This window comes from Janthinobacterium sp. SUN100 (assembly GCF_030397705.1).
Taxonomy (GTDB): domain Bacteria; phylum Pseudomonadota; class Gammaproteobacteria; order Burkholderiales; family Burkholderiaceae_D; genus Janthinobacterium; species Janthinobacterium kumbetense.
The window spans coordinates 773,599-786,264 of the sequence record NZ_JAPUBU010000001.1; the positions used below are offsets into that span (position 1 = coordinate 773,599).

Sequence of the window (12,666 nt, forward strand, 5' to 3'; positions counted from 1 at the left end):
GATTTCCAATAATATGAAAAAAACCGTACTCTGCAGCGCCCTGCTGGCTGCCTTTTGCCTCGCGGGCACGGCGCAAGCCGCTTCTGCCAACGCTGTGCCTTCCTTCACGCAGGAAGCGGAGGAACTGTCGCGCCTGCCCGGCGGCGGGTGGCTGCTACTCGACAAGCACGGCTTGCGCCTGTTCAACGCAGCCGGCCAGGAACAGGACCGTATCGCCGTGCGCGCCAAGCAACTGGACACGCGCAGCGATGGCAACAAGGTGCTGGCCGTCTTCCTGGAAGCGGACACGCAGCGCCCCCTGCCCGTCTCCGTCGACGTGCAGGCCGGCAAGCTGGTCAAACTGGCGCCATTTCCCGTGCCGACGTTTTCCGTGGAAGCGTCGTGCCTGTACCGCGACGCCCAGCAACTGGCCCATCTGTTCTTGATCGGCAAGGATGGACAAGCGGAACAGTGGGTGATGCAGGGCGAGCAGCGCAGCCTGGTGCGCAAACTGGCCTTGCCGCCGCACGCCAAGCATTGCCGGGTCGACGATGGCGCCCAGCGCCTGCTGGTGAGCGAGTCGAATATGGGCGTGTGGGCGTATGACGCCGAGTCCGAAGGCATGGGCAAGCGCGAAGTTGTGGCGCTGCGCAAGCCGTATGGCCAGCTGGACGGTGGCGCCGGCGCGCTGGCCATGCTGCCGGGCGGCGTTGCCGTGCTCGATGGCAAGGCGGAAAAACTGCACCTGTACACCCACCAGGGGAGTCAATGGACGGCCATGCCGCCGCAAGCGGTCGCCTTGAACGTGCGCAAGGGCGACAGCCAGCTGGCGCTGGACAAGGACTCCTTGCTGCTGCGCGGCAAGAACGGTTGGCAAACGCGACCCTTGAAATGGGCTGGCAAGGCGGAAACGCAGCCTGCGGTAGCCATCATCGCCCCACAGGCGCAGACGGAGCCGATGGCGCGCCAGGGCGACGCGGCCGACGATCCAGCCATCTGGCTGTCCAGCAACCCGGCCGACGCGCGCATCCTCGGCACCAACAAGAAGCAAGGCTTATTGGTCTACGACCTGCAAGGCAAGCAGACACAACTGCTGGAAGTGGGACGCCTGAACAACGTCGACGTGCGGCAGAATATCCAGTTGGGCAGCAGCAAGGTCGACCTGGCCGTCGCTACCCAGCGCGACGATAACAGCATGATGTTGTTCACCATCAATGCCCATGGCGTGGTGGCGGAAGCGGGCCGCTTCCCTACCGGTCTGAAAAGCATCTACGGCATGTGTCTGTACCAGCCAGCCAGCGGCGGCGTGGAAGCGTTCATCAACGACAAGGACGGCACCTTCCAGCAATACAGCATCGGCCTGGAAGGCAACAAGTTCACCGCCACCCTCTTGCGCAGCTTCAAGGTCGCCACCCAACCGGAAGGCTGCGTGGCCGACGACGCCAACGCCCGCTTGTTCCTGGGCGAGGAAACGCGCGGCATCTGGACCACCTCGGCCGACGCCGCCAAACCGGACGCCCTCACCATGGTCTTGCCCGTCGGCGCGAACCTGACGGCCGACGTGGAAGGCATGGCCATCTACCGCAAGCCAGCCGCCAAGCCGGACACCGGCTACCTGATCGTTTCCAGCCAGGGCGACAGCAGCTACGTGGTGCTCGACGCGCAAGCGCCATATGCAGTGCGCGGGCGCTTCAAGGTGGGATTCAACCTGCCCGCTGGCATCGACGGCACCTCGGAAACGGACGGTCTGGACGTCACCTCCGCCAACCTGGGCGGCGCGTACGCGCAAGGCATGCTGGTAATCCAGGACGGCTACAAGCGCCTGCCCGATGGACCGCAGAACTTCAAGTATGTGGCGTGGGGGGATGTGGCGAAGGCGTTGAAGCTGGACTAGCGACACAGGGGCGGCCCGCACAGGCCGCCCTTGCCACCGCGCGAAAGACAGGCGCTAAGCCGCGCGCGGCAGATCGATGACCAAGGGCAGGCTTTCGCCAAAAAAATCCACCTTGCCCGTCAGAGCCAACCGTTGCGCGGACAGTTCCACCAAGCACAGGTCCGCCACATCGCGGTATTCCATCATGTAGAGACTATATTCACAGTCCGTATTGCTGGCATCGACGGCCAGCCCATGCAGGGGCGATGCATCCGTTTCCGCGACGAGCAAGCCCTGCAAAATGAAGGACGGCGGATACAGCGCCCATGACCAGGGGGCATCGTCATCTTCCGTCAGCCGCATGAACTCCTCGTCGTCGGCCTCGATCTTGATATTGATTTCCCGCATACCATTGGCAAGTGCCGCCACGCTGATCCGGGATTTCGCGGCATCCACTGCAAAATTGGTGTCGCCGATACTAAATACATGCATTCAACACTTCTCCATCGTAACAAGTCAAGGCACGGCGGCACGCACGGAAAGCGTTCCCGTCGCGCCCGGCTGGGTCAAGGACATGCGCAGCACCCAGCTGTACTTGAGCCGCCCCTCGCGCAAAATGGCGTAAGACGAGGTAGCCATATCGCCCTGCCGGTCCTCGGCTTTCTGCATCACGGTATAACCGGTGCTCGCAGGAGGAAGCCACCGTTCAAACTCGCGCTTCAAGTCGGCTGGAGCTATCTGTTTCACCACAACGGAGCAGGTTTGCGGCTGCGTGGCAACTACTGTAAAGCGGCCGCCTGTTTCCCTCGTGGACCAGGACTTGCCAGGCACATTATCCGGCAGTGCCCGCGCCTCTTTTGACGTCACCTCGACCAGTTTCACTCGCCTGACTGCCGTTTCGATCTGATGCACATCCCCCTGGGAAGGCATGCAAACGCCGAGAAATAGCTGCATCGCCCATTGTTCAGCGGTTTCAGGCTCTGCCGCGCGAACGCCGCAACTGGCCCCCAAGACGAACGCCAGGATCGTGCATCCGACGAGTTTCTTCCCGTATTGCCCCTTAACTGCTTCTCTCATTTGCTCCCTCATTAACATCATCATGCCGCACCGGCAAGCAGGCAGGCAAAGCGCTGTGCCAGCATGCTCCATCGTTTCCGGAGACCGGCCTCGGCGTTGAATGCCGATGCCTTGCAATAGGCAAGCAGCTCTTCGCAACGCGTCTTGCTTAGCGAAATATTCCCCGATTCCATACAGGCATCCATGCCGCAGCATGCGCCGGCAAGGTACACATCGAGATAAGCGACGCCACCGCGCTGCAGCAGTTCCTGCGCCAATTCAGCCACCACGCTCCTGACGCACCAGGCTTCCTTCGCCCCCTGCGTCTCCGCGCGGTACAGGGCGGCAATCAGCGGCAAGGAGCATGCCTGCGCATGCTCTTCGAAATAATTGCCTATCACGGTGCGAAACTCCATGTTGGCATCGTCGAAATCGGCCCCATGCCTGCCATTCCAAGCAAAGGCAATTTTCGCTTCGGATGAGGGGGTATAGGATGCAACGAAATCCACTGCCAGTGCTGTCATATTCTCAATTCATGCCGATTCAGGCTATTGCCCATTCCCGTGGACTGCTTGTCAGCCAGCGGACATGCGCGGGCAATCCATCAATCGCCCTGCTGTTGCCAAAACGCCTTGCCGCCCTTGATATAGATCAAGGCACTGGCAGAACCCTCTTTCGCCACCACGATTCCATCCGTTTTCAGCTTGAGGGATTTTTCATGATAGCTGTGCTGCAACGATCCCTTGTCTTCCACCTGCCATACTTCCAGCCAGGCGAAATCGTCGCCGCCGCTGGACAAGGCATGTCCGGCACCGACGATGAGGGGCGACGTCTTTTGCCTGAACAGGAAGGCGATGCCCTCCTTCTTGCTGTCCTTGTTCCTGACAAGCACGGCCAGATCACCCTTGCCATCGCCATCGAAATCGCCGCGCAGGATAAACGGGTTCATGCGCGCGCTCACTTCGACCGCTTCGCGTTTGGCCAGACTATCGAGCTGTTGCGTTGCCCAGGCCGGCAATTGCGCCTGCGGCGGCAAGGCCTGTGCTCCAGCCGAGCCGGCGGCAAACACCAAAGCGACGGTCACTGCCATGCTTTTGCAATTCATAGAGCGGCTCCATAGAGACAAAGAATCGGTGGCGGCACCCCACTGATCAGTGGTGTACTGCCAGAATAGCATTATCAGAAAATACTTGCACTATTACAACAGTGCCCGGTCCGCTTTGCAGCCAGTACGGGAGGATAAATGCCATCCGTTGCAGATCTGCCAGCGACTAGCGGCCTGTTGCGTATTAAAATGGCGCCCCATGACCTCCCCCGCCTCGACCTCCTCCCTCCCCGACAGCATCTTGCTCCCCTCCCTGGCCGTACTGGGAGGGCAGATTTCCGTCAATCTGGGGGCGGCGATTGCGAAGAATCTGTTTCCCGTCGTTGGCGTGGAAGGGATCACGGCGTACCGGGTGGGATTTTCGGCGCTGATACTGCTGGCCATCTTCCGGCCGTGGCGCTATCGCCTGACGCGCAAGGATGTACTGAACTTGCTGGTCTACGGCTCCGTGCTGGGGCTGATGAACTTGCTGATTTACCGGGCGTTTGCGCTGATACCGATCGGTATCGCGGTCGCCATCGAGGTAACAGGGCCGCTGGCCGTGGCCATGCTGTCGTCGCGGCGGCCGCGCGATGTGCTGGCCGTAGCGTGCGCCGTGTTTGGCTTGTATTTACTGTTGCCGCTGCAAGGCAGTCCAGGCAGCCTGGACCCTGTCGGCGTGGCATATGCGCTGGGGGCAGCCCTGTGCTGGGCGCTGTATATCATCTTCGGCAAGCGCGCCTCGACCTTGCAAGGTGGCCAAGCCGTGGCCTGGGGCATGACGGTGGCAGCCATGGTAACGGTGCCCATCGGCATCACCTACTCGGGCACGGCTCTGCTGGCGCCGTCGATTGCCTTGATGGGCCTGGCCATTGCCATGCTGTCCAGCGCCCTGCCGTACTCTCTGGAAATATTTGCCTTGCGCCGCTTGCCGCAAGGCGTGTTCGGCATGTTCAGCAGCGCGGCGCCCGCCGTCAGCGCGCTGGCCGCCATGGCCGTGCTGGGAGAACTGCTGAGCCTGACCCAGTGGCTGGCCATCGCCTGCATCGTGTTCGCGTCGGCCATGGCGGCGCTGGGCGCACAGGGCGGCAAGCGCTAGCGGCCTTCAGGCCATCCCGTATCGATTCCTGCGCGCTTTCCTTCCTGCCGCCATTCCTGCGCCGCCGGGCATCGCTGCGCCGCTGACGGACAGGTTTTGATGCCCGCCTGTAAAATACGTCATTGCTTGCCATATCGTGCACTTCCGCCTCAACGATGACATATCCATTTCTTTTTCGCTGGTTTTCCCCTCTCGCCGCCGCAGCCTTGCTGCTGGCGCCAGTCGCCGCCGCACAGGCGGCCGCTCCTGCCGCCCTCACGGGCAATGCCGAAACGGGCAAGGCCGCTTTTCGCAAGTGCGCCTCTTGCCATCAGGTAGGGCCATCGGCGCGCGGCGGCTTCGGCCCCAAGCTGACGGGCGTGATTGGCCGCAAGGCCGGTGCCACCACCGACTATAAATACTCGGCGGCCATGAAAAACGCGAATATCGTCTGGACCGAGCAAAACCTGGCCGGCTTCCTGAAAGCGCCGAGCGATTTCATTCCTGGCAATAACATGCGTTTCTGGGGCATCGGCAACGCCCAGCAAGTGGCCGATCTGCTGGCCTATCTGCGCACGCAGTAAGCGCATGCAATAAACGTATATGCAACGACGTCAGCGTCCAAACTGGCCGAGTGCCAGCCTGCACGCATGCAGGCACATGCACGCGCATATGGAGGCATCAGGCACGTGACGCCAGATCCAATTCCCGGCGCTTGCAGCACGCCCTTACGCTTCTTGTGCGCCGCCTCATGGTCGCGCAGACGACTCTAGGGCTTGGCCGGCAGCTTGCGCACGCACAGATAGATGGAATACAGCGCCGCCAGTCCCACCAGCACGTACACGCCGCGCGACGCCGTCGACATGGCGCCCAGGATGCGGGCCACGATATCGATATCGAACAAGCCCACCAGCGCCCAGTTCAAACCGCCCACGATCAGCAGGATCATCGAGATCCAGTCGACCACGTTCAGGCGCTTGGCCGACATTTCCTCATTTGCCGCACCGTCCGATCCTGCCTGGATATTCGCCATGTCAGCCTCCTGTGAATAAGAAGAAAGACCCGCCGTCGGGTCTGTGCAAGGAACAGTGTAGGCGCTGCACCGGCATGCGCCAGTCGGACGATACCGGGTATCGAGGTAGGACGCGTCTGTAATACGGCGAGTGATTTTATCTGGCAACAAATCATGCCGCTGTTGCTAAACAGGCAGTGACTAATTCCAATATGGAAATATTTATAGATTACTTAGTACCGCACTGCTACACTCATTTCACCCCAGCAACTTCAGGGGACAAGCGCCACGCCATGCCGCAGGCATGGGAGACGGCCACCATGGGACAACAGCTGAGGGGACATGAATATTTCAAACATACGTATCGGTGTGCGCCTGACCACAGGCTTTTTGCTCACTTCGCTTTTACTGGCCGTGGTGGTGGTCATCAGCACGTGGCAGTTGTCGACCGTGAGCGGGGAAATCGATAGCAGCGTGAACCAGCGCTATGCGCGCATCGCGCAATTGCAGGCCACGCGCAACAGTACGCAGGAACAAGCCGCCCTGCGCGAACTCGACCAGCAGATCGCCACGCAATCGGTGCAGATGCGCACGGCGGCGGAGGCGGCCATGGCCCGTGCGCACGATACCAGCGTGCTGATCATTGCGCTGGGCCTGGTCGGCGGCGTGTTGAGCCTGGCGACGGCCTGGTTCATCAGCAGCGGCATCGTGCGGCCCTTGCGGCATGCCGTCAAAGTCGCGCGCAAGGTGGCTGGCGGCGACTTGAGCGAACATATCCGCGTCGATTCCCGCGATGAAGTGGGGCAACTGCTGCAAGCCCTGAAAGACATGAATGCCAGCTTGATCACGATCGTGGGCGAGGTGCGCGGCGGCACGCACGACATCGCGGGCGCCTCGGGCGAAATCGCCGCCGGCAACCTCGACTTGTCGCAGCGCACGCAGGCGCAAGCCAGTTCGCTGGAGCGCACGGCCGCCTCGATGGACGAGCTGACGGGCACCGTCAAGCAAAATGCCGATAACGCGCGGCAAGCCAATCAGCTGGCGCAATCGGCCGCCGCAGTGGCAGGCAAAGGGGGCACAGTGGTGGCGCAAGTGGTCGATACCATGAGCTCGATCAACGCTTCGTCGAAAAAGATCGTTGACATCATCGGCGTCATCGACGCCATCGCCTTCCAGACGAATATCCTGGCCTTGAACGCGGCCGTGGAAGCGGCGCGGGCCGGAGAGCAAGGGCGCGGTTTTGCCGTCGTGGCCGCTGAAGTCCGCACGCTGGCGCAACGCTCGGCCGGCGCGGCCAGGGAAATCAAGCAACTGATCGGCGACTCCGTCGAGCGGGTCGACGCAGGGGCGCGGCTGGTCGATACGGCCGGCGCCACCATGCGCGAAATCGTGGCCAGCGTGCACCGCGTAACGGACATCATGGGCGAAATCAGCATGGCCAGCGGCGAGCAATTGTCCGGCATCGAACAAGTCAATGCCGCCATCGTGCAAATGGAACAGGTAACGCAACAAAACGCGGCCCTGGTGGAACAGGCATCGTCCGCGGCAGCCAGCATGCAGCAGCGCGCCACGCTGCTGTCAGGCACGGTTGGCATCTTCAAGCTGAGCCGTGACCACGCCCAGACGGCGCACGGCATCACCCTGGTGACCGCACCGGCCAGCCACGTCGTCACCGCGCCGGCAAACCGCACTGCCACAAGCGTTAGAGCGCGGCTGAAAGCCTGAGTTCCCCAGCTCATCGCCTCGCCGCGATAAATTCGCTATAGCTGCTTGTACATGACCGTGGTAGCGTCCAGCCGGTCACCGGCCGGCGCCAGCGCATAGCAGGGGATGCTGCCCGCCGCCACGTAGCCGAGCGACAAGTACAACGGTTCGGCATGGTCGCTGCTGCGCGTGTCCAGGGTCAGCAGGCTGCGCGGCAAGAGGCTCGCCTGCTCTTCCAGCGCCTGCATCAACTGGCGCGCTAGGCCACGCCGGCGGAAAGCGGGCGCGACCAGCAGCTTGCGCACTTCGGCCCGGTGCGCCTGGTTGGGATTGGTATCCCAGTCCAGCTGCACGGCGCCCGCCACCGTCCCTTCCACCTCGGCCACCAGCAGCAGGCGCACGCCGCGCGTGACGGCCGGCAAGACGTTATCCGTCCAGAACGCCTGGCTGGCCGCCGTGTCGAACGGCAAGATAAAACCGATGCTGGCGCCGTCGTGTACGCATGCCTGCAGCAGCGCGCCCAGCTCCGGCAAGCGTTCGAGAATGTCGGCGGATGAAAAATGGCGTAGCGATGCGGGCATGGCGACCTCAGACAAGAAAGAGAAAATAGCGGGCGCCGCTGTCTGGCGGCGTCATGAAGGCGCTGGCGCCGTGCAGCTGATAACGCAGGCAGTCGCCGGCCAGCAAGTCGTGCGAGCGGCCGTCGACGGTCACGTTCAGCTTGCCTTCCTGCAGCAACAGATGGTGTTCCATGCCGGGCCGGGGCGAGGCCGCGTAGGCGATCGTCACGCCCGCGCCCAGCTCGCATTCGAGCGCTTCGCCGGCCAGCGCCCGCGCCGGGGGCGAGACGGAGCGGCGGATAAAACCGGTGTCCGGGTCCGTCCACACGCTTTGCTGAGCCCGCCGCAGCAGGGGTGGGAAATCGTCTTCCACCATGCGCAGCAGGCGCGACATGGCCAAGCCATACGCGGCGCACAGCTTGCCCAGCACGTTTGTCGTCGGGCTGACTTCGCCATTTTCCAGGCGCGATAAAGTCGCGCGGCTGACCTGGCTGGCACTGGCCAGCTGATCCAGCGACCAGCCCCGCTCCACGCGCAACTGTTTTAAACGCGCCGCCAGCCGCTGTTCCGTATCGTTCTCTGTGAGCGCTGAATTTTCCATATATGGGAATTTATCCCTCATATGAAAAACAGTCAAGCTGTTTGAGCGCGCTAGCCCGCCATGCGCGACGCGTGGCGGCACAATTCCAGGAAACCCGTCAAACGGGGCGAAAGGATCTTTTTAGACTGGCGAATCAGGTAAAAGTTGCGCTCCAATGGCGGCAACATGGTTTCCAGTTCCACCAATTGCCCGCTGGCCAGCAGGTCGGCCACCACCACCCGCGACAGGCAGGCGATGCCCAGTCCGGCCGCTGCGCCATACTTGATCGCTTCCGAGTTGCTGAACTCGCCCGCGGCGCGCAGATAGTGCAGATACGGCACCAAAGCCTGCTCCACGGCTTCACGCGTGCCCGAGCCCGCTTCGCGCAGCAGCCAGCCCGCCTGGTTCAGTTCCGTAAAACTGAGCAGATGGCGCAGTTGCGCCAGCGGATGCGTGGGCGCGGCCACGATCAGCATCTGGTCCGTCAGCCACGGCTCCACCAGCAAGCCCGCTTCGTGGCACGGCCCTTCGATCAGGCCGATATCGACACGGAATTCCGCCACGGCGGCCGCGATGTCGGCCGTGTTGGCAATCGTCACTTGCGGGATGCTGCGACCGTACTGCTGCGCTGCCTGCGCCAGGATCTGCGGCAGCAGATAAATGCCGATGGTCGTGCTGGCGCCGATTTGCAGGCTGACGGGCACGGACGGGTCGGCGCCCGCGAACTGGCGCTCGATGCCGGCGGCCCCGTCGCGCATCTGCCGCGCCTGCGGCAACAGCAAGCGGCCATTGTCGTTGAGCAGCAATCGCTTGCCCACCCGGTCGAACAGTTGCGCGCCCAGCAGCGCTTCCAGTTCATTCAGGGCCGCGCTGGTGGCCGATTGCGACAGCGCAATGTGTTCGGCCGCCGCGCTGGTGCTGCCCGTGTCCGCCACGGCCAGGAAAATCTGTAGTTGCCGCAAGGTCAACGCCATTTTATTTACCTATTTTGTCGGTTAAACATACAAAAACAATCCGTTTTACCATTTAATCGACGAACTGTACAGTCATGCCATACGCATAAAAACATGGAGTACGGCATGTCTTCCCTCTCAAGCACCAATACAACAAGTTTCAGCGACCGCTACGGCCGCCTGCTGCCCGGCCTGCTGCTCAGCGGCGTGATCGCCTATGGCGCCATTGCGCTGGGCAAGCTGGAATGGATGCAAAGCCACGGCATGAGCGCGCTCACCCTGGCCATCATGCTCGGCATCGTGCTGGGCAACAGCGTGTATGGCCGCCTGGCGCCCACCTGCGGCGCGGGCGTGGCCTTTTCCAAGCAGACATTATTGCGACTGGGCATCATCCTCTACGGCTTCCGCCTGACCTTCCAGGATATCGGCCAGGTCGGCCTGGCCGGCATCGCCATCGACGCGCTGGTGCTGGCGTCCACGTTTGGCCTGGCCATGTTCCTAGGTACCACCGTATTCAAACTGGAACGCAACAGCGCCATTTTGATCGGCGCAGGCAGCTCCATCTGCGGCGCGGCGGCCGTGATGGCAACCGAGCCCGTCGTCAAGGGGCGCAGCGAGGATGTCACCGTGGCTGTCTCCACCGTTGTTGTGTTCGGCACCATCGCCATCTTCCTGTATCCCTTGCTGTACCGGTGGAACCTGGACTGGCAGGTGCTGGGCGCCACGCCCACCGCGTTCGGCGTGTACATCGGTTCGACCGTGCATGAGGTGGCGCAAGTGGTGGCGGCCGGCAAGTCGATCGGGCAGGAGGCGGCGAATGCGGCCGTGATCGCCAAGATGGTGCGCGTGATGATGCTGGCGCCGTTTCTCGTCATCCTGTCGGCGGTCTTGGCGCGCAGCAAGGCCAGGAGCGGCAACGGCGGCCACGACAAGGCGGCCAAGCTGGCCATCCCCTGGTTCGCCTTCATCTTCATCGGCGTGGTCGCATTCAATTCGCTGGGCCTGCTGCCGGCAAACATGGTGGCCACCATCACCGATATCGATACGGCCTTGCTCGCCATGGCCATGGCGGCCCTGGGCTTGACGACGCACATGTCGGCCATCCGCCGCGCCGGCATCAAGCCCCTGCTGCTGGCCGGCCTGCTGTTCGGCTGGCTGATCGCCGGTGGCGCCGCCATCAACCATGTGGTCGCCAGCCTGTTTGCATGACACTCGCCCGTGTCGGGCCGGGGTAGCCGACACGGGAGTCGAAAACTTCGTACAATAAGCGTGTTTTGACTCTCAATCCGGCTCCGGCCCCACCCAGGAACACCCATGCATCTCTCGAACTGGCTGCTTTTCTGCAGCGTCGCCCTGCTCGTCACGTTTTCTCCCGGCCCGGCCGTCCTGCTGGCCATCTCGAATGCCATCGCCGTCGGACCGCGCCGCGCCATGATCAGCAGCATGGGCAATGGTTTCGGCTTGTTCATCATTTCCGGCGTGGCCATGGCCGGCATGGGCGTCGTGCTGGCCACCTCGGCCACGGCCTTCATGCTGCTGAAACTGGCTGGCGCCCTGTACCTGGTGTTCCTGGGCATCAAGCAATGGCGCAGCAAGACCAGCGTCGTGGCCGATGCGCCCGTGGCACCCGGCGCGGCGAATCCCAACACGTTCTGGAAACTGTTCCGCCAGGGCTTGACGGTGGCGCTGACGAATCCGAAAGCCATCCTGTTCTTCTCGGCATTGTTCCCGCAATTCATCACGCCGGGCGAACCGGTGGCCATCCAGTTCACCGTGCTGACGACCTCGTTTGTCGCCTGCGCCATGCTGGCCCACTTGTTCTACGCCAACCTGGCGCGCCTGCTGAAAACCCAGCTGGCCACGCCGGGCCGCGCCAAGCTGTTCAACCGCATCTGCGGCGGCGCCTTCGTCTTGCTGGGCCTGAGCCTGCTGCGCCTGCGCAGCAAGGCAGCGTAACTAGTCTTTTTCCGTCAAGAACGCCTCGATGCTGGCCGCCAGGGCCAGCGGCGTTTCATTCATCGGATAGTGTCCCGCATTGCCCAGCACCTCGAGCCGGGCTTGCGGGTACCACGCCAGATACGTGCGGCGCATCAGGGCCGCGTCAAAACGGGGGTCGTGCTCCCCCACCAGCGCCAGCAACGGCAGTGCCACGCGCGCCGCCTTGATTTCTTCACTGAAATCCGTCCCGCTCCACGCGAGGAAGTAGCGTGCAAACGCGGCCCGATCCGCACTCTCCCACGAATATTGCGCCTTCCAGTCCAGCCAGGCGGCAGGCAAGCGTCCTCCCGTGCTGCGGTCGATGATGGCGCGCCGCGCCTGCACATTGCCGCTGGCGTCGAGAAACAGTTGCCGCGCCGCCCCGTCGAATGCCACGCCGCAGCTGGGCACGGGCGCCACGGCCACCAGTTTGCGCAAGCGCAAGGGCGCCAGCAGGGCCAGCCGTTCCAACGCCATGCCGCCCATCGAGTGGCCCACGACGCTGAAGGTGGCAAAGCCCAGCGCATCGGCCAAGGCCAGCGCGTCGCGGGCGACCTCTTCCATCGAATACTCACCCGCCGCGCCACGCATTGCGCCATAGCCGCGATTGTCCATGAAGACATAGCTGAAAGCGCCGCCGTCGAGACCTGCTTCCATCGGGGAAAAAGCGTGGGCGTCGCCAAACCAGCCGTGCAGGACGATGACGGCGTGCGGGCCATGGCCCACGCGATGATAGGTATTGTGCATGTTCACTCCTGAAAAGAGTGTGATGGTAAGCGGCCGGCAAGCGGCCCGCCTTCGATGGCAGGT

At 62.8% G+C, this 12,666-nt stretch carries 15 protein-coding genes; 6 read left to right on the top strand and 9 right to left on the bottom strand.

Annotated features, from left to right (window positions below):
- The first annotated feature begins 13 nt into the window (after positions 1–13).
- Positions 14–1,873, top strand: coding sequence for a phytase (locus O0881_RS03320; protein WP_289910121.1), 1,860 nt, complete (start codon positions 14–16; stop codon positions 1,871–1,873).
- A gap of 54 nt (positions 1,874–1,927) precedes the next feature.
- On the opposite strand, the gene O0881_RS03325 is transcribed toward O0881_RS03320, so the two are convergent.
- The 4 genes from O0881_RS03325 to O0881_RS03340 form a co-directional block, all read right to left on the bottom strand.
- Positions 1,928–2,344, bottom strand: a complete 417-nt coding sequence (locus O0881_RS03325; protein ID WP_289910123.1) for a hypothetical protein — start codon at positions 2,342–2,344, stop codon at positions 1,928–1,930.
- A gap of 24 nt (positions 2,345–2,368) precedes the next feature.
- A complete protein-coding gene (locus O0881_RS03330; RefSeq protein WP_289910124.1) occupies positions 2,369–2,929 on the bottom strand; it encodes a hypothetical protein in 561 nt (186 codons plus the stop codon).
- A gap of 20 nt (positions 2,930–2,949) precedes the next feature.
- On the bottom strand, positions 2,950–3,432 hold the full coding sequence (locus O0881_RS03335) for a hypothetical protein (protein WP_289910125.1): 483 nt from the start codon (positions 3,430–3,432) through the stop codon (positions 2,950–2,952).
- Between the two features lie 80 nt (positions 3,433–3,512).
- Complete coding sequence (locus tag O0881_RS03340; protein WP_289910128.1) at positions 3,513–3,998, bottom strand: hypothetical protein; 486 nt, start codon at positions 3,996–3,998, stop codon at positions 3,513–3,515.
- A 214-nt stretch (positions 3,999–4,212) separates the two neighbouring features.
- Here O0881_RS03340 and O0881_RS03345 point away from each other — a divergent pair, with 214 nt between their 5' ends.
- Positions 4,213–5,091 (top strand): EamA family transporter, encoded by an 879-nt coding sequence (locus O0881_RS03345; protein WP_289910129.1) that lies wholly within the window; start codon positions 4,213–4,215, stop codon positions 5,089–5,091.
- A 155-nt stretch (positions 5,092–5,246) separates the two neighbouring features.
- Positions 5,247–5,654: a cytochrome c family protein gene (locus O0881_RS03350; RefSeq protein WP_289910130.1), complete on the top strand. Its 408-nt coding sequence runs from the start codon at positions 5,247–5,249 to the stop codon at positions 5,652–5,654.
- A gap of 185 nt (positions 5,655–5,839) precedes the next feature.
- Here the strand turns inward: O0881_RS03350 and O0881_RS03355 are convergent, their stop codons facing one another.
- Entirely contained in the window at positions 5,840–6,103 is a 264-nt protein-coding gene (locus O0881_RS03355) for a DUF378 domain-containing protein (protein ID WP_218965320.1), read from the bottom strand.
- Positions 6,104–6,424: 321 nt separating this feature from the next.
- Between O0881_RS03355 and O0881_RS03360 the strand changes: the two genes are divergently transcribed.
- Positions 6,425–7,807: a methyl-accepting chemotaxis protein gene (locus O0881_RS03360; RefSeq protein WP_289910132.1), complete on the top strand. Its 1,383-nt coding sequence runs from the start codon at positions 6,425–6,427 to the stop codon at positions 7,805–7,807.
- A gap of 35 nt (positions 7,808–7,842) precedes the next feature.
- On the opposite strand, the gene O0881_RS03365 is transcribed toward O0881_RS03360, so the two are convergent.
- From O0881_RS03365 to O0881_RS03375, 3 genes are read right to left on the bottom strand one after another with little or no spacing between them, the layout of a single operon-like run.
- Positions 7,843–8,367: a GNAT family N-acetyltransferase gene (locus O0881_RS03365; RefSeq protein ID WP_289910133.1), complete on the bottom strand. Its 525-nt coding sequence runs from the start codon at positions 8,365–8,367 to the stop codon at positions 7,843–7,845.
- A 7-nt stretch (positions 8,368–8,374) separates the two neighbouring features.
- Positions 8,375–8,947, bottom strand: coding sequence for a helix-turn-helix transcriptional regulator (locus tag O0881_RS03370; RefSeq protein ID WP_289910135.1), 573 nt, complete (start codon positions 8,945–8,947; stop codon positions 8,375–8,377).
- A gap of 50 nt (positions 8,948–8,997) precedes the next feature.
- A complete protein-coding gene (locus O0881_RS03375) occupies positions 8,998–9,900 on the bottom strand; it encodes a LysR family transcriptional regulator (protein WP_289910136.1) in 903 nt (300 codons plus the stop codon).
- Between the two features lie 105 nt (positions 9,901–10,005).
- Between O0881_RS03375 and O0881_RS03380 the strand changes: the two genes are divergently transcribed.
- Both O0881_RS03380 and O0881_RS03385 read left to right on the top strand, forming a co-directional pair.
- The gene (locus O0881_RS03380) at positions 10,006–11,088 is read left to right on the top strand and encodes a YeiH family protein (RefSeq protein WP_289910137.1); all 1,083 of its coding nucleotides are present in this window, start codon (positions 10,006–10,008) and stop codon (positions 11,086–11,088) included.
- Positions 11,089–11,193: 105 nt separating this feature from the next.
- Entirely contained in the window at positions 11,194–11,835 is a 642-nt protein-coding gene (locus tag O0881_RS03385) for a LysE family transporter (protein WP_099667826.1), read from the top strand.
- Here the strand turns inward: O0881_RS03385 and O0881_RS03390 are convergent, their stop codons facing one another.
- Positions 11,836–12,603 (bottom strand): alpha/beta hydrolase, encoded by a 768-nt coding sequence (locus tag O0881_RS03390; RefSeq protein ID WP_289910138.1) that lies wholly within the window; start codon positions 12,601–12,603, stop codon positions 11,836–11,838.
- Positions 12,604–12,666 lie beyond the last annotated feature (63 nt).